The organism is Selenomonas sp. oral taxon 126 (assembly GCF_001683335.1).
GTDB lineage: Bacteria > Bacillota > Negativicutes > Selenomonadales > Selenomonadaceae > Centipeda.
This window is the reverse complement of sequence record NZ_CP016201.1, coordinates 1802648-1823988: the sequence shown is the minus strand read 5'-3', so window position 1 is coordinate 1823988 and position 21341 is coordinate 1802648. Positions and strand designations below refer to the sequence as shown.

Annotated in this window: 21 protein-coding genes; 2 read left to right on the top strand and 19 right to left on the bottom strand. The window is 58.7% G+C overall.

Translation table 11 applies throughout. The features are described 5' to 3' along the window. The 17 genes from AXF19_RS08210 to ileS form a co-directional block, all read right to left on the bottom strand. On the bottom strand, positions 1 to 529 hold a 529-nt coding region (locus tag AXF19_RS08210; protein ID WP_172837374.1), incomplete at its 3' end, for a DivIVA domain-containing protein. Positions 530 to 547: 18 nt separating this feature from the next. Beyond that, complete coding sequence (locus tag AXF19_RS08205; RefSeq protein ID WP_066847486.1) at positions 548 to 1342, bottom strand: YlmH family RNA-binding protein; 795 nt, start codon at positions 1340 to 1342, stop codon at positions 548 to 550. Further along, positions 1342 to 2154, bottom strand: coding sequence for a pyrroline-5-carboxylate reductase (gene proC, locus AXF19_RS08200; protein WP_066850146.1), 813 nt, complete (start codon positions 2152 to 2154; stop codon positions 1342 to 1344). The genes AXF19_RS08205 and proC overlap by 1 nt, the downstream gene beginning before the upstream one ends. Beyond that, the gene (locus tag AXF19_RS08195; protein ID WP_066847484.1) at positions 2154 to 2672 is read right to left on the bottom strand and encodes a cell division protein SepF; all 519 of its coding nucleotides are present in this window, start codon (positions 2670 to 2672) and stop codon (positions 2154 to 2156) included. The genes proC and AXF19_RS08195 overlap by 1 nt, the downstream gene beginning before the upstream one ends. A 7-nt stretch (positions 2673 to 2679) precedes the next feature. Further along, the gene (locus tag AXF19_RS08190) at positions 2680 to 3399 is read right to left on the bottom strand and encodes a YggS family pyridoxal phosphate-dependent enzyme (RefSeq protein WP_066847477.1); all 720 of its coding nucleotides are present in this window, start codon (positions 3397 to 3399) and stop codon (positions 2680 to 2682) included. Then, complete coding sequence (gene pgeF / locus AXF19_RS08185) at positions 3396 to 4211, bottom strand: peptidoglycan editing factor PgeF (protein WP_066847474.1); 816 nt, start codon at positions 4209 to 4211, stop codon at positions 3396 to 3398. The genes AXF19_RS08190 and pgeF overlap by 4 nt, the downstream gene beginning before the upstream one ends. Beyond that, entirely contained in the window at positions 4208 to 5959 is a 1752-nt protein-coding gene (locus AXF19_RS08180; protein WP_066847471.1) for a radical SAM protein, read from the bottom strand. The genes pgeF and AXF19_RS08180 overlap by 4 nt, the downstream gene beginning before the upstream one ends. A 3-nt stretch (positions 5960 to 5962) precedes the next feature. Beyond that, entirely contained in the window at positions 5963 to 6448 is a 486-nt protein-coding gene (gene nrdR, locus AXF19_RS08175; protein WP_066847468.1) for a transcriptional regulator NrdR, read from the bottom strand. Between the two features lie 29 nt (positions 6449 to 6477). After that, positions 6478 to 7422 (bottom strand): helix-turn-helix domain-containing protein, encoded by a 945-nt coding sequence (locus tag AXF19_RS08170; RefSeq protein WP_084784796.1) that lies wholly within the window; start codon positions 7420 to 7422, stop codon positions 6478 to 6480. A gap of 125 nt (positions 7423 to 7547) precedes the next feature. Next, on the bottom strand, positions 7548 to 7991 hold the full coding sequence (locus AXF19_RS08165; RefSeq protein WP_066847465.1) for an RrF2 family transcriptional regulator: 444 nt from the start codon (positions 7989 to 7991) through the stop codon (positions 7548 to 7550). A gap of 113 nt (positions 7992 to 8104) precedes the next feature. Continuing rightward, on the bottom strand, positions 8105 to 8557 hold the full coding sequence (gene dut, locus AXF19_RS08160) for a dUTP diphosphatase (RefSeq protein WP_066847462.1): 453 nt from the start codon (positions 8555 to 8557) through the stop codon (positions 8105 to 8107). A 124-nt stretch (positions 8558 to 8681) separates the two neighbouring features. After that, positions 8682 to 8915, bottom strand: coding sequence for an RNA chaperone Hfq (hfq, locus tag AXF19_RS08155; protein WP_066847454.1), 234 nt, complete (start codon positions 8913 to 8915; stop codon positions 8682 to 8684). Continuing rightward, complete coding sequence (gene miaA / locus AXF19_RS08150; protein WP_066847451.1) at positions 8912 to 9871, bottom strand: tRNA (adenosine(37)-N6)-dimethylallyltransferase MiaA; 960 nt, start codon at positions 9869 to 9871, stop codon at positions 8912 to 8914. The genes hfq and miaA overlap by 4 nt, the downstream gene beginning before the upstream one ends. Continuing rightward, on the bottom strand, positions 9868 to 10545 hold the full coding sequence (locus AXF19_RS08145; RefSeq protein ID WP_066847448.1) for a metal-dependent hydrolase: 678 nt from the start codon (positions 10543 to 10545) through the stop codon (positions 9868 to 9870). The genes miaA and AXF19_RS08145 overlap by 4 nt, the downstream gene beginning before the upstream one ends. A gap of 26 nt (positions 10546 to 10571) precedes the next feature. Further along, positions 10572 to 10904: a helix-turn-helix transcriptional regulator gene (locus AXF19_RS08140; protein WP_066847441.1), complete on the bottom strand. Its 333-nt coding sequence runs from the start codon at positions 10902 to 10904 to the stop codon at positions 10572 to 10574. Then, positions 10885 to 11103: a hypothetical protein gene (locus AXF19_RS14720; protein WP_216634927.1), complete on the bottom strand. Its 219-nt coding sequence runs from the start codon at positions 11101 to 11103 to the stop codon at positions 10885 to 10887. The genes AXF19_RS08140 and AXF19_RS14720 overlap by 20 nt, the downstream gene beginning before the upstream one ends. A gap of 434 nt (positions 11104 to 11537) precedes the next feature. Next, positions 11538 to 14657, bottom strand: a complete 3120-nt coding sequence (gene ileS / locus AXF19_RS08130; RefSeq protein WP_066847435.1) for an isoleucine--tRNA ligase — start codon at positions 14655 to 14657, stop codon at positions 11538 to 11540. 220 nt (positions 14658 to 14877) lie between these two features. Between ileS and AXF19_RS08125 the strand changes: the two genes are divergently transcribed. Beyond that, positions 14878 to 15864, top strand: a complete 987-nt coding sequence (locus AXF19_RS08125; protein WP_066847432.1) for a phosphatase domain-containing putative toxin — start codon at positions 14878 to 14880, stop codon at positions 15862 to 15864. A gap of 52 nt (positions 15865 to 15916) precedes the next feature. Here the strand turns inward: AXF19_RS08125 and AXF19_RS08120 are convergent, their stop codons facing one another. After that, complete coding sequence (locus AXF19_RS08120; protein ID WP_066847426.1) at positions 15917 to 17821, bottom strand: fructose-bisphosphatase class III; 1905 nt, start codon at positions 17819 to 17821, stop codon at positions 15917 to 15919. 289 nt (positions 17822 to 18110) lie between these two features. Beyond that, on the bottom strand, positions 18111 to 19655 hold the full coding sequence (locus AXF19_RS08115; RefSeq protein WP_066847425.1) for an ABC transporter permease/substrate-binding protein: 1545 nt from the start codon (positions 19653 to 19655) through the stop codon (positions 18111 to 18113). A gap of 193 nt (positions 19656 to 19848) precedes the next feature. Between AXF19_RS08115 and AXF19_RS08110 the strand changes: the two genes are divergently transcribed. After that, entirely contained in the window at positions 19849 to 21207 is a 1359-nt protein-coding gene (locus AXF19_RS08110) for an HAD-IC family P-type ATPase (protein ID WP_066847424.1), read from the top strand. Positions 21208 to 21341: the final 134 nt, after the last annotated feature.

The following is a 21341-nucleotide window of genomic DNA, read 5'->3' as shown; positions in this document are numbered from 1 at the left end:
CGTCCTCTTCCGCAAGGCTCTTCGCCTTTTTCTCTGCCGCCATATCGGGCATCTCCGCAATTGCGTCCTCGATGAGTGCAAGCTCCGCCTGCACATTTCCCTTCATACGGCGCAGGAACTGATGCTTCTCGCGCACGAGCCGCTCGTACTCCGCCACCACATCGCGCAGTCTGTCCGCAGCCTCGTCCATCTGTGCCTTTGCATGGAGCTGTGCCTCACGGCGGAGGTTCTGCGCCTCCTTTGCCGCCATCTCGAGCGTATGATCCGCACTCTGCTTGGCATGCGCCGTAATATCCTCGGCGGTCTTCTGCGCGACCACAAGCGTCTCGCGTACACTCTGCTCGATGCGCCGAAAATCCTCAATCGTCTTCTGCTCGCGTGCCAGATCCGCACGCAGGCGCTCGTTCTCGTCCAGTGCAGAGGCATACGCCTGCATGACTTCGTTCAGGAAGTCGTTGACCTCGTTCTCATCGAATCCGCGAAAGCTCCTGCTAAATTCCTTCGCGTGTATATCCATTGGTGTCAGCATCCTGCTCCCGCCTTTCTCCTAAAAGAATCGATTCAATACGACGACCGTGCGCCCCTTCTTCGTCTGTCCGCGCACCTCGGTCACCTCGACGCGCCCGCGCCCACGCATGGAGAGGACATCGCCCTCCTTGATTGTCTTCGAGGCGCTGCCCGCACTCTGCCAGTTGAGCTTCACCTTGTCCGCCGCGATGTCGTCCGCCGCACGGCTGCGCGAGATGCCAAAGCCCGCTGCGACAATGGAGTCAAGGCGCAGGGAGGCAACCGTCGCGCGAATCTCCTTCGTCCGCTCCTCGCGTGGGGCAATTTCATCCAAATTCGAAAGTGCGGTCTTGGCACCGACCGCACCGATCATCGTCAGATTCTGCACGATGAAATCCGCAATCTTTGCGTCACAGATGATCTTCGCCGTATCGGGCGCGGGCAGGATGTCGCCGATCAGCTCACGCTCAATGCCGAGCCCCATAAGGGCGCCGAGCACATCGCGGTGCGTGAGCCGTGCAAACTGTCCGTTCCACGCAGCCTCCACACAGGCGATTGCAAAGCCGTCCGGCGTCCCGCGAAAATCCCGATGGCGCAGCATAGCACGCTGTCGTTCAGCTCCCGCATAGCCGCCGTCAAAGTCGAGCTGAATCCCGTCATAGCTCGCACATATCGTCTCCACAATCTCCTGCCCGTAGGGGTCGAGGAAGGGACTGATGCGGAATTTCTCCGTCTTCATGACTGCCTCGGCGAGATCGAGCAGGCGAATCGCCGCCTCCTCGCCCTCTGTCCCACGATAAAAGCGGAGAATCCGCTCCTTCTGTTCCGCTGCCATTATCTTCTCCCCAACTCTCCGGAACGCGCCGTCGCCGCAAGCACGGCCTCGATCAGTGCCGAGCGCACGCCCGCGCGCTCGATGACGCGTAGCCCTGCGGCGGTCGTACCCGCAGGGCTTGTGACCGCCGCGCGCAGATCGGCGGGCGAACTCTTTGCCGTCAATACCATCTGTGCCGCACCGAGCAGGGTCTGCGCCGCAAGCGCAGTCGCCGTCTCACGCCTGAGCCCTGCAGCAACACCGCCATCGATCAGCGCCTCCATCATGAGGAACGCATAGGCGGGACCGCTGCCCGAGAGCCCCGTCACAGCGTCGAGATCGCCCTCATGCACCAACACCGCCCGTCCCGCCGCGCCGAGTATCCGCTCCGCCACGGCGCTCATCGGCGCCTCTGCGTGCACACCGCACGCATAGGCGGACATGCCCGCGCCCACGGCGAGCGGCGTATTCGGCATCGCACGGATAACGGGATGCGCGGGATATGCCGCCTCGATCTCCGCAATCGTCAGCCCCGCGACAATGGAGAGAACAAGCGCCCCCTTCTTTAGGAGCTGCGCCGTCTCCTGCATCGCTGCGGCTGCTGCCGCCGGCTTGACGGCAAGAATGAGCACGTCAATACGGGGCAGAAAGGATTCTGCCCCGACCTGTGCATGTACGCCATAGCGCTGCGCAAGCGCATCGCAGCGCATTGCCTTATGATCCGATACACTGATATGGGATGGAGGAACAACCTCCGAATGCACCAGCCCCCCGATCAGAGCCTCCGCCATCGCACCGCCGCCGATGATCCCGATCTGAATTCCCTCACACATCATGACTGCCCATTCGTAAACGACATATCTTCCCCGAGGCGGTGTCCTTCCTCGGAGTAGCTGACATTGACATTGTGCGGTGCACAGAGGAATACATTGTTGCTGATCTTCTTGATGTCCCCGTTGAGCGCGTAGGTTGTGCCGCTGATGAAATCAATGATGCGGCTCGCTACGCTCTTCTCTGTCTTTTCGAAATTGAGGACGACGGGTTTCTTCTTTTGGAGATTCACCGCCACCTGTTGCGCATCATCGAAGCTCTGCGGCTCGATGACAATGACATTCATGCGGTACGCTGCAATCACATTATCGATCGGCGTTGCCCCTGACGTCCCCGCAGTATTCGGAAACGCGGAAGAAGGCGCTGCATTCGCCTCCGCACGCCGATTCGCGCGCGTGCCGATCTCGGTCACAGGCGCAGACTTCTGCGTCTTCTCCTCTTCCTGCTGCTCGTTCTCCTCCACCTCGTCCTCGGGCGTGATGCCGATGAATTTCGTGGATAACTTCTTAAAGATGCTCACTGATCCCTCACACTCCTAGTGCGTACTGACGTGCGCCAAATATCGCCGTGCCGACACGCACAAGATTTGCGCCCTCTTCGACTGCAATTTCGTAATCGTGGGTCATCCCCATCGAGAGATAACGGATATCCGCCGTATGCGGCGCATGCGCCTTCACCTGCTGAAACAGCTCATACATCGCACGAAAGAGCGGGCGACACTCCTCCACATCCTCATAATTCGGCGCAATGCACATAAAACCCTGCAAACGAATGGAGGGCAGTTCATCGATTACCGCAAGTATTTCATCCAAATCCTCACGATAGACCCCTGATTTGCTCTCCTCACGCGCGAGATTGACCTGCACGAGGATGTTCTGCACCTTGCCGAGCTTCTCCGCCGCCTTGTCGATCTCGCGGGCAAGCCGAAGCGAATCCACCGAGTGAATGAGGTCGAACTGCCGCACGGCGTGCTTCACCTTGTTCGTCTGCAAGTGCCCGATGAGATGCCATTTGACCGCGCGCCCCAAAGTCTGTGCCTTGTCCAGCGCCTCCTGCACACGGTTCTCGCCGATGTTCATAATCCCCGCATCGATGGCAGCCTGCATCGCCTCGACGGGGTGATTCTTCGTCACGGCAATCAGCTCCACGGGCGTCTCTGCGGGCACATGCGTGCGGCGTGTGCGTGCGGCTTCAATCGCCGCACGCACCTCCTGAATCCGCGTGCCTATCATCATATCGTCACTCATCTCAGTTCCATCACCGCCGCAAGTCGCCCCGTCCTGCCGCCTGCGGCACGATAGGAATAGAAAAAATTGCGGTCACACGAGGTGCATATGTCCGCACTGTCGATATTGCCTTTCAAAACACCCGCCTCTGCGAGCTGCAGACGGTTCGCCGCCCAGAGGTCGAGATGGATTGCGCCATCCCGCTCCTCTATGAGCTCATCCGCATAGGAGGGGAATGCCGTGCGGAACTGCGCCGCAACCTCCGCGCCGACCGTATAGCAGCCGGCACCAATCGAGGGGCCAATCCCCGCGAGCACATCGGAGGGCTCTGTGCCGAACTCCTCGCCCATGCGCGCGATGGTCTTGACGGCAATCCGCTGCACCGTTCCCTTCCAACCCGCATGTACGACGCCCGCCGCATTGTGCACGGGATCGTAGAGGAGGACGGGCACGCAGTCCGCATAGCAGAGCATGAGCGCGACGCCGCTGTCGTTCGTGATGACAGCATCCGCATCCGCAAGCGCGTCCGCATAGTCCCGCGCGCCGCGCCCTGCATCGCGCCGAAAGGCACGCACAATCTCCGTGCCGTGCACCTGACGGATTGTGCAGATGCGCTCGGCGTCCAGACCGAGCGCCGCAAAGTACCGTCGTCGGTTCTCCCACACGAGCGCGGGATCGTCGCCGACGTGCAGTGCCATGTTGAGCGCGTCAAACGGCACGGGACTCACGCCGCCCTGTCGCGCGGAGAAGCCGTGTACGAGCCTGTCCTCGGGGAAAATATCGAGCCGCCCGCTCCAAATATTGTCCCGTATATGCCGCAGTACAAAACTCATGCGTTCGTCCCTTCTTCCTTCGCTTTGCAGACGCCGCAGCGCGTGCAGCCGTCAAAGCAGCTGCGCGTCGACTTGAGTGCCTCCGCCCGTTCGTATTCCTGCCGCAGGTAGCGCTTCGTAAAGCCCATGTCCAGATGCTCCCACGGGAGCATCTCATCCTCTGCCCACTCCCGCGTGAGATAGTCGTCGGGAGAGAGCCCCGCATCCCGCATCTCGGGCACGAGATCCTTTGCCCCGCGTCCCGCTGCGGCGCGCATGAGCGGCTCTGCAAGGCGTCGGTCGCCGCGCGCAAGGATCGCCTGCACGAGCGCCTCCTTCGGAGACTCGAAGTTGACGACAATCTTCTTCGTTCGGCGCAGTGCCTGTATGAGCGTCTTCATCACGGCGTCAAGCCGCTTCTTGGACGCCATCGGCATCCACTGGAACGGCGTGAAGGGCTTCGGCACGAACGGATTCACGCTGAGCGTGAGCGTTCCACGGCTGCCCCTCTCGTCCATATAGCGGCGCAGCCGCTCGGCGAGGTCGATGATTGCCGCAATGTCCGCATCCTCCTCGAACGGCAGCCCCACCATGATGTAGAGCTTGAAATTCGGGATATGCGCCGCCGCACCGAGGTCGATCGCTGTAAAGAGATGGTGCTCCTCAATGCCCTTGTTGATGACGGCGCGCATGCGCGCGCTCCCCGCCTCGGGCGCGAGCGTCAGTGTCTGCAGACCGCTTGCGGCAAGTGCCTCGACGAGCTCCTTCGTCACCGAGTCTGCGCGGAAGGATGCAACGGACATGGACAGCCCCTCGCCGAGGATGGCGCGGCAGAGTTCGTCAATCTCGGGGTAGTCCGAGATCGCCGCCCCCATCAGACCGATCTTCTTGCCGTAGGGCAGCGCCGCGCGCACCTCCTCCTCGATGACGGCGAGAGAGCGGTTGCGCGGGCGGCGGAAGCAGTAGCCCGCCATGCAGAAGCGGCAATGACGCCCGCAGCCGCGCGCCGTCTCGATGAGATAGAGGTTGAACTCCGTGTCCTCTGTCACCACAACGGTGTGCGCGGGATGCGCGTCGAGATCCTCGACCCACTGCCGCGCAATCGTCTGTGGCATCTCCTCCTCGGACGAGAACGCAGAAATACGTCCCGCCGCATCATAGTCCACGCAGTAGAGCGCGGGCACATAGACGCCTGGGAGGCGTGCAAGCCGGCGCAGGAGCGCGGCGCGATCCTCTCCCTGACGAATGCTCTCATGATAGGCATCCATCAGTGCGGGCATGATTGCCTCGCCCTCCCCGATCACAAAGGCGTCCACGATCTCCGCCAGCGGCTCGGGGTTGAACGTCGCACACGGCCCACCCGCAATGACGAGCGGATCGCGCGCCGTGCGCTCGGAGGCACGCAGCCGAACATGGCTGAGCGCCAGCATTTTGACAACGTGGAAGTAATCCATTTCAAACGAAATGACAAAACCGATGACAGCGAAGTCCGCAAGAGGTGTCTGCGTCTCCACGCTCATCATCGGCGTCTGCGTGCGCTCATAGCGCGGGAGTTCCGTGCGGTCGGGCAGGAATACGCGCTCACACGCCGTATCCCCGCGCCTGTTGAGGAGGTCGTAGATGATGTGAAGCCCGAGGTTCGACATGCCGACGAAGTAGGTATTCGGATAGACGAGCGCGAAGCGGGTGCGCCCCCCCGCAGGATAGCGATAGGCGCCGCGCTCCTTTGCAAAGCGCTCCTGCAAACTGCTCTTCAGCCGATGATCCAATTTTTACCTATGCCTTTCGTCCCCCCGCTCCTTCCCGCGCCGCGCACGCAGTGTTTCGAGTTCTTCGATGAAATTCGTGATGTCGTCAAATTTCCGATAGACGGAGGCAAAACGGATGTAGGCGACCTCATCGAAATCCTTCAGCCGCTCCATCACGATCTCCCCGATCTTCTCCGACGGCACCTCCGGCTCCGTGCGGTTGCGGATATCGCGCTCGATCTCCGCGACGAAGTTCGTGATCTGCTCCATCGAGATATCGCGCTTGTCACAGGAGCGTATGATGCCCGTGAGGAGCTTGTCGCGGCTGAACGGCTCGCGGCGGTTGTCGCGCTTGACCACCATGAGAGGCAGTTTCTCCACCACCTCATAGGTCGTAAAGCGACGTCCGCACTCACTGCACTCACGGCGGCGGCGGATCGTCGCCCCGTCGTCGGCGGCTCTCGAGTCGATCACCCGACTGTCCGGCTTCTTGCAAAAAGGACATTTCATCGTGCTCATCCTTCCTCATGTGCCGTAGTTTATCGTGTATTCGTGTTGCTCCGTGCCGGCTTTGCATCCCTCGGGTCGGCCGTCGGCGGCTTTCTCTCCGTACGCACGACGGACTCCTGTGCCGCAGCGGAAGGAATCTCCTGCACGTCTGCAGCAGATGCTCCAGCTGCAGACGCAGACGGCAGGGTATCCTTCAGATCCTTCGTTGTCTTCGTGAAGCGGCGTTCGACCACTTCCCCGTTGTCGCCAAATTTCCCGAGCTTCTTCCCGTTGAATGTGACATCGAGCGCACCCGCATTGCCCGCGCGGATGACGACGGATTCCTTGCCCTTCCAGCTCTCCGTCTTGCCCTCTTCAATAATGCCCTCGAATACACTCTTGCCGTCGACGCTGACCTCTGTCCAGCAACGCTCCGCAAGTGTCACACTCACGTTTACTCCATCTGCGGCTGCAACAGCATGCGTCGCATCGGCGGCATCAGCTTTCGCCGGAGCTGCGGGACTCTCCGCTTTGACCGGCGGCACAGCAGACTCCTTTGCAGGTGAATTGATCGCTGAGATTACGGCCGCGCCGCCGCCCACGAGGGCAACCAGCACAATGATGCCCGCTGCAAGTTTTCCAAAGATCCCCGCATAGGACGAACGTTCGCTGCCGATGGAGATCTCAGAGAGAGATTCATCACCGACATTGCTCAGCGAAATCCTGCGCGGAGACGGCGCTGCCGCAACGGGGGTGGACACAGGCGCGCCCCCATTCTCTCCTGCGAACTGCTGCACAAGCGACTCCGCATCCAGATGCAGGAATTTCGCATAGTTCCGCACAAAGCCCTTTGCGTAGACCAGCCCCGGCAGCTCCGCAATATTGCCCCGTTCGATGTGCTCGATATAGAGCCTGCGAATACTCGTCCCTTTCTCAATATCGGCAATCGTCAGCCCCTGCTTCTCGCGCTCTCTTCGCAAGATGTCTCCGACCATGAGACTCCCTCCCTGACTTTTGTCACTTTCGGAATATATCGTTCTAATTATACATGAAGTTTTGAGCAAAGACAAATGTTTTCCGTCACAGACTGCTGCTCTCTCCAAAAATACGCAGCATCCATTTACTGATTGCATCCCACGCGGTTTTGATTGCGCTCCATGAGATCGGCAAGCGAGATATTGTTCAACACGGCGTTGATGCTGTCGCGTACCTCCTCCCAGATCTGGCGCGTCACACACTGCCCTGCGCGCACGCAGCTCTGATCGCCCGCATCCGCGCCCGTCAGCAGACAGTCCACGAGGGCAATCGGTCCCTCCACCGCCGTAATGATACGCCCAATGGTGACCTCCTCGGGCGGAAGCGCGAGCGTGTAGCCGCCCTGCGCCCCGCGCACGCTCTCCACGAGACCCGCACGGCGCAGCGGCACCATCAGCTGCTCGAGATAGGTCTCCGAAATCAACTGCGTCTGCGCAATTGTTTTGAGCGGAACAACCCCCTCCCCGTAGTGGAGGGCGAGTTCATAGAGCGCCGTCACACTGTAGCGCCCTTTCGTCGATAATTTCATAATATCTCCCACCCGAATGTACCGTATGCCCACCCGGGGTAATTACTGTAACGCAAGGTCATTATAAATGAGTTTCGTTTTCCTGTCAAAAAGCGATCCGCACGAGTGCTTTGCTACATGCCCGTCGATCCAAAGCCCCCCGCACGCGCTTCTCCGCAGCCCGCCATGTCGCCGTCCACCGTGAGATAGCGCGTGAAGATACCCTGCGCAATCCGCTCACCCGCTGCAATGCGCACGGGTTCTTTCCCGTAATTGTAGAGCGGAATGTAGATATGCCCCTCGTTTTCCGCATTTCCATAGTAATCCGCATCGATCACACCGACGCTGTTCATCAGCATGAGATGCTTCTTAAGTGCGGCACTTGAGCGGATGTAGATGAGCAGAACCTCATCGGGCTGCATATATGCCTTGACCCCCGTAGGGATCAGCGCCGATGCACCCGCTGCGATCTCCACCGTCTCCGCTGCAGCGAAGTCATACCCCGTACTCGCCCCCGTCTTGCGCTCCGGCAGATGAATCCCCGCCGTGCGGTAGACCGAGACGATTTCAAATCCGCGTGTCTTCATATCTTCTCCTCAGACAAAGGAATCACTGATAAACGCGCCCTGCATCCTGCGGACTTCATTTTATCAGTGATTCCTAAAACTGCTGCGCCAAACGCATTGCAGCAGCATTACATTTTCTGCGCGTTCAGGACTCCTCCGTCATTGTCTTGACAGGCTGTGCAGGTGTAATGGTCGAGATCGCATGCTTGTAGATCATCTGCTGCTTCCCCATCGTGTCCACCATGACGACGAAATTGTCAAAGCCGCGCACCGTGCCCTTGATCTGAAAGCCGTTCACAAGGTGGATGGTCACGGGAATCCCGTCCTTGCGCACCTGATTGAGAAAATTGTCCTGCAAGTTGATGATTTTTGCCGTCACGCCTGAGCGCTCCTTTCTCTTTCACACCACCATGCACGCACATCCGCGAGAATTGCGTGCAGCAGCTCTGTCTCCGTCTGTTCGTCCGCATCGTACCAGTGAATGTAGGGCATGCGCCGATACCATGTCATCTGGCGCTTTGCAAAATGGCGCGTCGCCGTCTGAATGGCAGCGAGTGTTTCTGCAAAGCCCATCTCGCCCGCGAGATACGCTGCCGTCTCCTTATAGCCAATCCCCTTCATCGCGGGGGCATCACGCGAAATCCCGCGCGCGAGGAGAGCCGCCACCTCATCCACAAAACCTGCCGCAAACATCGTCTCCACGCGCGCATTGATCCGCTCGTAAAGATGTGGGCGTGCCCGCGTGAGTCCGATGACAAGCGCATCGTAGGGTGCGTCCCCCGCATCCATCGCATTCTCCTGCGAGATGCGCTCCGCACCGTAGCGCAGGGTCTCCAGCGCGCGGATGACGCGCCTGAGGTTGTTCGCATGAAGGCGCGCAGCAACAGCAGGGTCGCGATGTGCAAGGAAGCCATGCACACGTCCATTGCCGCGCCGCTGTGCGATCCTCTCCATCACACGGCGAAAGCAGTTGTGCTCCTGCGTCTCGTTGAAGTCATAGCCCTCGATGAGCGCCTTGATGTAGAGTCCCGTCCCGCCGACGATGAACGGCAGCGCCTCATGCGCCTGCACAAGCGCGGCGACGCGCGTGACAAACTCCGTCACGGAGAACGCCTCGTCTGCGTCCAAGATGTCCACCAGATGATGCGTAACGCGCGCCTGCTCCTCAACCGTCGGCTTTGCACTGCCGATGTCAAAGCCGCGGTAGATGCACATGGAGTCGCCCGAGATGATATCCGTCCCGAGCGCCTCGGCGATTTTCAGCGAAAGCTCTGTCTTTCCCACCGCCGTGGGGCCTACAAGGACGAGCACGGGCGATTTTGCCGTCACATTCAAAGGTCGATCATTTCGCCCGGTGCAACGACGTTCACCTTCGCGCGCGTCATCGCCTCCGTGACCTCCTTGTAGCGATTGACCTCCTGCGCGATGATCGGCCATGTATCGTAATGGATGGGGATGACATGCCCCGCATTGAGCCACTGCGCCGCCTGTGCCGCGTCCTCAAGCCCCATCGTGTAGTTGTCGCCGATGGGCAGCACCGCGTAGTCGATCACATCCTTGCGCCCGATCAGCTGCATATCGCTGAACAGCGCCGTATCGCCGGAGTAGTAGACGACCTTGCCGCCGATGTAGATGACGAAGCCGCACGCAATCCCGCCCGCAACGCCTGAGCTGTGCTGCGCGAACGTCATGCGCACCTTGCCGAACGGCAGGTCGAGCGAGCCGCCGATGTTCATCGGATAGGACTTGATCTCCGCACACGACTGACTCTCGCAGACGGCGATGACCTCGGGAATCGCGACAATCGCCGCCCCCGTGCGCGCCGCAATTGCAGGCGCGTCGCCGAGATGATCCCCATGCGCGTGCGTGAGCAGGATGAAATCGCAGTCCACCTCATTCGCCGCAATGCTCGCCGTCGGATTCCCCGTCAGGAACGGATCGACGAGCACCTTGTGCGCCCCGTCATCGAGCAAAAAAGCCGCATGACCGTAGTAGCTGAATTTTACCATTGCGACCACTCTCCTAAAATAATTTTCTATGCGATTGCAGGCTGCCCCTGCATAGATGTGAATGCAGGGCTGACCATCTTCTTTTCCATTGTGGAAATACGTGCCAGATCCGTACGATAGTTCGCCTCAAGAGCGTTCCAGAAACTTGCCGGAACACCGAGCACCGTTTCCAACTGTGTCGCCATCTGACTGCTGATGGCGCACTCCCCTGCCAAAACTCCCTGTATTGTCATTTCGGAGCATCCTATGCGAGCAGCAAGTGCCTTCTCCGTCATGCCACGGTCTTCAAGGAGTTCGAGCAGTGTGTCTCCCGGCGGAATGGCAATATCCGGGCAGTAGTTATCGCTTTTGTTTCCCATGATAGTCCTCCACCTCCAAAATCATAATCTGCGTCACCTGTGTTCGGTCAACGCCGCCATCCTGCGTATGCGGCAACGGCTCCTGATCTATCCGAAAGACGAGTCTCAGCGGATGAACAAGATCGACCGCATATGTGCCAAGGCGGTCACCCTCGAGAGCGTGCAGACGTGCAGGAGGCAAATGACTGATGACGGACAAATTCTCTGCAGCTCTCAGTTCATTAAGACGCTGCACAAGTCTGCGCGCACTCCTTTCGCCCCACACTTTCACAGCATTTTGATAGCTATTGCAGTTCTTTTCAAGCTTATTTGTCCTGAAATATATCTCCATTCAATAAGCCTCACAAAGTGAATTTAGGAATCGCTGATAAAATAGACCCTCAGATTGGCGCAGATTTTTTCGTCCGAACTAGGAGGCAAACCGGACGCAGAGTGGGGCTCTGTGGAGGATTTGCAGGCGTTGCGCGGGCAAAAAAGATGCGCTAAGATGGCGGTGCTGAATTTATCAGTGCATCCTTTATTTTCTCGTTTATTATACTACTTGTCCTGCATTTTGAAAAGGGTATTTCAAAGCACAAAACGGGGCTGCTGCACAAAGGTTTTTCCTCGTGCAGCAGCCCCGAAATACTGTTTTCAGTGAATACTCAGCGTCATCTTCTCGCCGTTGATGTTCCACTCCTTGCTCGTGCCCTGCGGCGCGTCATAGGAAACGGAATCGGCGAGCGTGATCTCACGGATGAACGCCTCGTTCCTGCGTGCGATCTCCGAGAGCTTCGCATTGCCCGAGAGGTCAAGCGCGATGTGATCCGTGACTTCAAGACCGCATTCCTTGCGCATGGTCTGCACCTTGCTGATGATCTCGCGGACAAAGCCCTCCTCGAGCAGTTCCTCCGTGAGCGTGGTCTCAAGCGCGACCGTCACACCGCCATAGCTCTGGCAGTTGTAGCCCTCCTGCTGCGAGACCGTGACCTCGACATCCTCCGCCGTGACGGTAACATCGCCGTCCGCAAGATGCAGCGTGTAGCTGCCATCGCCCGCGAGCGCGTCCTTTACCTCCGCGCCGTTGCTCTCCTCGAGCGCCTTCTTGACCGCGCCCATCTGCTTGCCAACCTTCGGGCCGAGAACGTGGAAATTCGGCTTCACATGGTAGGCGAGGAAGTCCGACATATCGTCGCGGAACGTGACCGCCTTGACATTCAGCTCGTCCTCGATGATCTCGACGAAGAACTCCGGCAGAGCGTGCTCCGCCTTGACGAACATATTTGCAACGGGCTGACGGTTCTTGATGTTTGCCGCATTGCGCGCCGCGCGTCCGAGCGTCACAACCTCGAGCACGATCTCCATATTCTCCTCGAGCGCGGAGTCGATCCACACCTCGTTCACCGTCGGGAAATCCGCGAGGTGTACGGAGATCGGCGCACTCTTGTCGACCGAACAGACGAGATTGCGGTAGATGCTCTCCGTGATGAAGGGCACCATCGGTGCCGCCGCCTTCACCGTCGTGACGAGCGCTGTGTAGAGCGTGAGGTAGGCGTCCACCTTGTCCGCTTCCATGCCCTTCGCCCAGAAACGGCTGCGGCTGCGGCGCACGTACCAGTTCGAGAGTTCCTCGACGAAGGACTGCACCGCCTTTGCCGCCTCGGTCACGCGATAGTTTGCAAGGCAGTCGTCCACCGTGCGCACCATCGTGTTGAGACGCGAGAACACCCAACGATCCATAACGCAGAGGTGATCGTAGTCGAGTTCGTGCGCCGTCGGGTCGAAATTGTCGATATTCGCATAGAGAACATAGAACGCGTAGGTATTCCAGAGCGTCCCCATGAACTTGCGCGCCCCCTCCTGCACCGCATCGTCGGAGAAGCGGTTCGGTAGCCACGGCGCACTGTTCTCGTAGAAGTACCAGCGGATCGCATCCGCCCCGTGACGGCGCAACGCGTCCATCGGCTCGACCGCATTGCCCTTCGACTTGCTCATCTTCTGCCCGTTCTCGTCCTGCACATGACCGAGGACGATGACGTTTCGATACGGGCTCTTGTCAAAGAGCAGCGTCCCGATCGCAATCAGCGAGTAGAACCAGCCGCGCGTCTGATCGACCGCCTCGGAGATGAAGTCCGCAGGGAAGTACGTGTCGAATACATCTTTGTTCTCAAACGGATAGTGCCACTGCGCGAACGGCATTGCGCCGGAGTCGAACCAGCAGTCGATGACCTCGGGCACGCGGTGCATCGTCCCGCCGCACTTCTCACACGGGAAGGTGATTGCATCAATGTACGGCCGGTGCAGCTCAATGTCTGCGGGACATTCGGGCTGCAGGCTGCGCAGCTCCTCGATGGAGCCGACGGCATGCTCGTACCCGCAGTCACATTTCCAAATATTGAGCGGCGTGCCCCAGTAGCGGTCGCGGCTGATGCCCCAGTCCTGCACGTGCTCGATCCAGTTGCCAAAGCGCCCCTCTCCGATGGACTTCGGAATCCAGTTGACCGTCGCGTTGTTTGCAACGAGCGCGTCACGCACCGCCGTCATGCGGATGAACCACGAGGCGCGTGCGTAGTAGATGAGCGGCGTATCGCAGCGCCAGCAATGCGGATAGCTGTGCGTGAACTCGGGCGCCTTGAAGAGTTTGCCCGACTTTTCGAGATCGTCGAGGATCAAGGGATCCGCGTCCTTTACAAAGACCCCCGGCCAATCCGTCTCCTCCGTCATCTCGCCCTTGTCATTGACGAATTGGACGAACGGCATGCCGTACTTGCGGCAAACGCGGTTATCGTCCTCACCGAAGGCGGGTGCCGTGTGGACAATGCCCGTGCCGTCCTCGGTCGTGACATAGTCGTCGCAGATGACGAAGAACGCCTTGTCCTGCACGTCCTTATCCGCAAACGCATAAAGAGGCTCGTACTTGCGGTACTCGAGGTCGCTGCCCTTCATCGTCGCAAGGATCTCGCGGTCACCCCACGAGTCTGCAAATACACTGTCCATCAGTGCCTCGGCGAGATAGTAGACCTTTCCGTAGACGCGCACCTTGACGTATGTCACATTTGGATTCACGCAGAGACCGAGGTTCGACGGGAGCGTCCACGGTGTCGTCGTCCACGCGAGGAAATACGCGTCCTCGTCCGCCGCCTTAAAGCGCACGATTGCCGAGCGTTCCGTAACATCCTTGTACCCCTGCGCGACCTCGTGCGAGGAGAGCGGCGTGCCGCAGCGCGGGCAGTACGGGACGATCTTGTGCCCCTGATAGAGCAGCCCCTTCTTCCAGATCTCCTTGAGCGCCCACCACTCAGACTCGATGAAGTTGTTCTCGTACGTGATGTAGGGATGCTCCATGTCCGCCCAGAAGCCGACGACATCGGAGAACTCCTCCCACATCGCCTTGTACCGCCAGACGGATTCGCGGCACTTCTTGATGAACGGCTCGATGCCGTAGTCCTCGATCTGCTCCTTGCCGTTGATCCCGATTGCCTTCTCGACCTCAAGCTCCACAGGAAGACCGTGCGTGTCCCAGCCCGCCTTGCGGAGCACCTTGCGCCCCTTCATCGACTGATAGCGCGGCAGCATATCCTTGATGACGCGCGTCAGAACATGCCCGATGTGCGGGCGGCCGTTCGCCGTCGGCGGTCCGTCGTAGAACGTAAACGGCTCGCAGCCCTCACGCTGATCCACCGCCTGCTGTGCAATATGATTCTCGCGCCAAAAATCCGCAACGGCTTTCTCGCGCGCGGCAAAATTCAGATTGGTATCTACTTTCTCGTACAAAGAAACCCCTCCCGTAGCATAGTCACGTCATTCTAGCACACGGAAGGGGATTTTTCAAGGAACAGGCGACATCTGCCCAAGATTTCTCTTGCACCTTGATGCAAAGAGTGCTATAACCAACGATGGACATAGACAGCACAGATAAAATTCACTCCAATTCGAGCAAGGGTTTTATCAGCGATTCCGAAAGGATCGTCGGTTCACACAGCGGAGGGATCTCATGTACGCATTCAAACATTTACTCACTGCCCTGCTGTTATGCACGCTATGTATCATCCCATACACTGCCTCTGCCACCGATACGAATGCAGACTACCGGGGCTATGTCTGGCGCATCGACACGGCGGCGGGCAATGAGGCGGAGCTGCCGCACAATTTCCGCACGGCGGCATCGCCGTTCCAAACGCGGACAGACGCAGCGAAGTTCGGTGTCGACCCGAACTACACTCCCTCTCGTGAGGGACTGGATGCCCTGCCGCTCTCGGGAAGCGCGGAGTTCTCCGTCCCTGCCTTTCATGCACTGCTGAAAGACCTGCACATGCGCGCAAAGGGCTCGATCTGTATCGTCGATCTGCGGCAGGAGTCGCACGGCTTCATGAATGGAAACGCCGTCAGCTGGTACGGCAAGCACGACTGGGGCAATATCGGCAGGACGAAGCACGAGGCACTGCGTGACGAGAACATGCGCATTCGCAGTGCACAGGGCAAGGATGTCGTGCTCGCGCACCTCGACAAGAAAAAGCAGCCCAAAAATCCGCAGACCATCCGCGTCGTGGCGGCGATGACGGAGCGGGAGCTGGTCGAGGATGCGGGCGTGCGCTACGTCCGTCTCGCCGTCACCGACCACAAATGGGCAGACCCGCAGACCATCGACAATTTTGTCGATCTCGTGAAAAGAATGCCCGCAGACACATGGATGCACTTTCACTGTCAGGCAGGCAAGGGACGCACGACCAGCTTTATGGCGATGTACGATATGATGAAAAATCCCTCCGTCCCCCTGAAGGACATCCTCTATCGTCAGTACCTGCTCGGCGGAGCATACCTCGCCTACGACCCGACCACGCAGCATGCACCGACGGGATGGGAGGATGCAGACTACCATCACAAGTCAGAGATGATCGCAAAGTTCTACGACTACGTTCAGCAGAATCACGAGAACGACTATGCCGTACCGTGGAGTATGTGGCTGAAGAAGAATCCATAAGAGCATAAGAAAGCCCGCACATCGAATGCAATGTGCGGGCTTTCTTATGCTCTTACTGCGGCTTGATATGCCCCGTCTGATATGCGCGCAGGAGGGCATGCAGGTCAGCGATCTCGTCCATGATCGCCGCGCCGCGATCCGTGTCGCGTACGAGGCAGCTGCGCGCCTGCAGCTCGACGGTCTGCGAGACGGACTCGATGTCGCGGTTCTCGCGCAGGGCATCGCGCACGCTCGCCACCGTCTGATGTTGGAGGAGACGCAGTCCGCGCGAATTGTAGATGAGCGTGTAGCCCGAGATGCCCGTCTTGGAGTGATATGGCGTCGCAAAACCACCGTCGATGATGATCGCGCGGCCATTCGCACGCAACGGACTCTCCCCCTTTTTCACCTTGACAGGAACGTGCCCGTTGATGATGTGCCCGTGCTTGGGGTCAAGCCCGAACTCCGCAAGGATTTTCTCGCAGATCGCTTCCTCCTTGATGAGACGGAAATACGGGTCGGACGGCTCTTTCCACGTCGATTCATCAGAGATAAAGGAACGCTCAAACGTTGTGAACGAGCGCCCCGAGGTCGGCGCAAGCAGCCCGCACCAGAGGAAGTACATAAAGTCCAGCCCTTCCTGCGTATGTTCGTTCCAAGCCGCACGCGCCTTTTCCTCACAAAAGTCCATCCACGCGCGTCCCGTGTACTCCTCGCCCTTGTAGGTAATGGTACGGAAGCTGCCGTCCTCGTTCATGGGGACACAGCCGTGGAACAGGAGATTGCCGTTGTAGCACATATACATGCTGCCGCGCTCGTAGAGATAGTCCACATGGCGTTGGAGTGCCTTGCTCTCAAGGAAATAGGAGCGCAGATCGTCGATGATGTGCCGCTCCTCCTCCGTCAGTTCGTAGCAGTCTGCGCCGTCGTCAATCGTCGGGAAGTAGGCACTATCGAGTTCCACGCGCCGTCCATTGTTCAGTGTGACACAGGATAGGCTGAAGTCAATCTTGTCGAGGAGCAGACGATCCTCCATGCAAAAATCAGGATTGCGTTTGATAAGCCCCCCCTCGAGTTTGAACATCATCATCGAGATCGCACGCTCTGCCGCCTTGATCGGGTTCTCGTCGGGATAGATGCGCGAGGCAAACGTCGAGAGTGGGCGCAGACTGATGCCGTAGCCGCGTTCCAGCACATCCGTATTGCGGTAGCGCAGCGAGTTGCGGATGACCGCCGCGATACAGACCTCACTGCCGAGTGCCGCCCCCATCCAAAGCACGTCGTGGTTGCCCCACTGGATATCAACGGACGGATGCTGCATGAGGAGGTCGAGGATGCCGTCAGGACGGTCGCCGCGATCGAAGAAGTCGCCGACGATATGGATGCGCTCGACCGCGAGCCGCTTGACGAGCACGCTGAACGCATCGATGAAGTCCGTGCCGCCGCCGATCTCCACGATGGTCTCAATCAGCTGTTTGTAGTAGTAGAGCTGTGCCTCATCCAGCTCGGGGCGTGTACTCAGCAGCTCCACGATGACGGATTCGTAGCGTTTTGGAATGTAGCTGCGCATCTTGCTCGCAGGGAATTTCCAGCTCATGAGTTTGGTCAGCTCGAGCAGATTCGCAATGTTCTGCTGATACCAGATTGCGTCCGCCTCGCCCTCCGCCGTGAGCTGCTCCACCTTCTCGCGCGGATAGTAGATCAGCGTGCAGAACTCCGCCTTCTCCTCCTCCGTCATGCGCTCGCCGAAGCAGTAGTCCACCTTCTCCTTGATGACACCCGAGCAGTTGTTGAGGATGTGAAAGAAGGAGTCGTACGCGCCGTGTAGATCGCTCATGAAGTGCTCCGTGCCCTTCGGTAGCATGAGCTGTGACTGCAGGTAGACGATTTTCTCGTAGACAATCTCCTTCGTCGGGTACTTCTCCGCCATCAGGCGCAGCACCTTGTCCTGCTCCATCTTGGTCGTGTTTATGCTCATATCGCTTCCTCCTGCGAAATATTTTTACTCTTCTGTATTCTAACATTGAACGTGATTTATTTCAAGAAACTCAGAGGACAGAATACCAATGCACCATGCGATTCTCCTAAGCAAACCCTAGTGGAGCAAGCGGAAACGAGGGCACGTTCTGCCCCCTGCGAATTTCTTTCGTTCAAGCGAAGCGCGTTTAAGAAGTTCGCAGGTATTTAGGCAGATAAGTGCCCGACCGCTTGCGTAACTAAGCGTTTGCGTGGAGTTCGCATGGAGAGGATGCCGACAGATGCCTGTTTCAAATCAAAAGCCCCTTTGCGCGCAGAAATTCCTCCGCGACTGCGTGCGGTTCCTTCCCCTCGCTCTCAACAGCGTGGTTCATCGCCGCCATCTCCTCGTCCGTGATACTGTCCGTCAGCTTCTCCAGTACAGGCACAAGCTCCGGATGTCGCTCCAACACCTCCGCACGCACAACGTTTCCGCAGCGATAGGACGGGAAAAAATTCCGATCATCCGTGAGCACACGCGCATCCGCCGCCGCAAGCTGTCCGTCTGTCGTGAACACAACCATCACATCAATTTGCTTGTTCGCGAGTGCCTGATATTTCAGCCCGATATCGAGGTCGACCGTGCGGGCAAAATCCAGCCCGTACGCCTTGCAGAGCGCAGGATACCCATCCGCACGCTCAAAAAAATCGTACTCCGCACCAAAGACGAGCTGAGGGGCAACGCGGCGCAGGTCAGAATACGTGTGCAGATCGTACTGTTCCGCAATCTCATGCCGCACGGCAACGCCGAACGTATCGTTGAAGCCGTACATCCCGACCCAACGCATCGCAAAACGGCGCTCATATTCCTCGGACAGCTGCGGAAACAGTTCCTCGCTGTATTTTGACTCCTCCTTGAGCACCATGTTCCAGCCCGTTCCCGTATACTCCGGGTAAATGTCGAACGCGCCGCTCTCCATCCCGGGGTGGATGTTCGACGTACCGCCGCCGACGCCCGCTGTGATGCGTGCCTCGAGCCCCGTATCGTGCTCAATCACGAGTTTCAGCATCTCGCCCATAATCAGCTGCTCCGTCATCGGCTTGGTCGCAATGTGGACGACATCCGCCTTGCCGAAGAAGCCGTAGGTCACCGTGCTCACGGCAATGAGCAGTACGGCAGCTGCCCCCGCATAAGCAGCGCGTACGTTTCCTGTGATGCGTGCGGGGCGTTTCAGCCACACCTCGACCTGCCCCAGTGCGCCGTCCACCACGAGCGCAAGCACGGCGATCAGGAGGCTCCCCGCAATCGTGAGCGCGGGGTTGTTCGTCGTGATGCCGCGATAGATTGCGACACCGAGACCGCCCGCACCGATAAAGGACGCAATGCCGGCAAGTGCAATCGTCATCGTCGCCATATTGCGAATCCCGGACATGATGACGGGCATCGCAAGCGGAATCTGAACGCGCGTCAGCACATGAAACGCCGAGCCGCCCATGCCGATTGCCGCCTCCACAAGCGAGGGCTGTATCTGCGCAAGCCCCGTATGCGTCGCGCGCACCATCGGCAGGAGTGCGTAGATCGTGAGTGCAATGATCGCCGAGCGGTTGCCGATGCCGAAAAACGGAATCAAAAAACCGAGCATCGAAATCGACGGGATCGTATAGAGGAAATTCACCGTGCCAAGCGTCGGTGCCGCCGCGCGCTCATAACGATGAATGAGGATGCCCGCCGCCCCGCCGAGCACGACAGCGATGCCGATTGCTGCCCCCGAGATCCACAGATGCTCAACCAAAAGCTGTACAAAGAACGCACTGCGTTCTGAAAAGATGGAAAAAACTGCGTGCAATAGCTCCATGTCGTATCCCCAAAATGTAATTCACATTATCACAATAACTGGATTATAGCATAGAAACGATGTGCACACAAGAAAATCTTGGGAATCGCTGATACAACAGTCTCTCAGATGGAGGTAGATAAGAGATTTGTCACATCCCCGCGCCTGTGCTATAATGCCCGTGTAAAAGTAACAGGACAGGAGTTGAACGTCCTTGAAAAAAATGTTTTCTTCATTCTTTCATTTTATCGCAAGTGTCGTTCTTGCGGCAGGAGCTGCGGGATACTGGTACATCGCGGGCGACATCACAGTCGAAGCAGCGTCCGAAATTTTTCTCGGTGTCTTCCTCGCCGCCTCGCCGCTCCCCTTTATTGTCTCGCGTTGGCTCATCGCCATGCGGATCAAGCGACAGCTGCGCAGCTCCGGCATCACATGCAGCCGCATGGGGGCACTCACGGAGCTGCTGCATGTCGACACGATTGCATTCAACCGCAACGGCACACTCACCGAGGGCAACGTCTTCATCTCCGCCCTCGTGCCCGAGGGCATGACGCAGGGCTCACTCCTCGCACTTGCCGCGAGTGCCGAGCGCGAGGCAACACATCCCTACGCCCACGCGCTCTACGACACCGCCGTCCAACGCGGCCTGCACCTGCAGCGTCACTCTGCTGCGCGTGAGACGGAGAGCTTCGGCGTCGAGGCGCTCATTGCGCGCACTCCTGTCCGCGTCGGGAAAAAGGAGTGGCTGCAGGAGGAGAATATTGAAATCAGCGCCGCGCTCCTCACGCGCGCCGATCAGCTCGCCACGAGTGGGCAGACCCCCCTCTTCGTCAGCTCAAGCAAGTACGCGCGCGGCATCATCGCCGTCCGCGACGATGTGCGCGCCGAGGTGCGGCGCGCCCTGAACGCACTCAAGGAGCGCGGACTCAGCCTCATCCTCCTCACGGGCGAGACGAAACGCCTCGCAAATGCGACGGGCAAGGAGCTGCGCATCAGCGAGGTGCGCTCCGACCTCACGGGCACGGATAAGGCGCGCGAGATCCGTCTGCTCCAATCACGCGGCGCGGTCGTCGCGATGGTCGGCGATGCGATGGCGGATCAGGCGGCACTGCGCGCGGCAGACATCAGCATCGGCTGCCCCTCCTCACTCGAAAAGCCACCCGCACACGAGGAGGAAGACACGCCGCGTGATCCACTGCATGAGGAACTTCTGCGCGGGCCGAGCAGCAACACGCAGGAACCAAAACCCGAACCGCTCATGTCCCCCGAGGACGCCGCCTACTTCGAGGCGCAGACGCTGCGCAATCAGGGACATTCCACGAACTACACGCCCGACATCACACTCGACAGCGAGGGACTTCCGAGTCTTGTCACACTCTGGGACACATGCAACGCCGCACGCGCACGCGCAAAGCAGAACCTCTGGCTGAGCATCTTCTTTCTCCTCATCTTCGTCCCCGCTGCTGCGGGTGCGCTCACCTTCCTCGACGGCACCGTGCTTCCCTATCCATTCGTCGGAGGAGCACTCGCGCTGCTCCTGCTTCTTCTCATTGTGAATGCAATTCGTGAATGAGTACAACAAATATTTATTCCTAAATAAGTAAAAATATCCATCTAACTTGTATTTCATTTTAACCTATGATATAATTCATCGAATCAGGATCTTTTGTCTCAATCGAAGGGGCAAAAGCAGGTGTTATATCATAG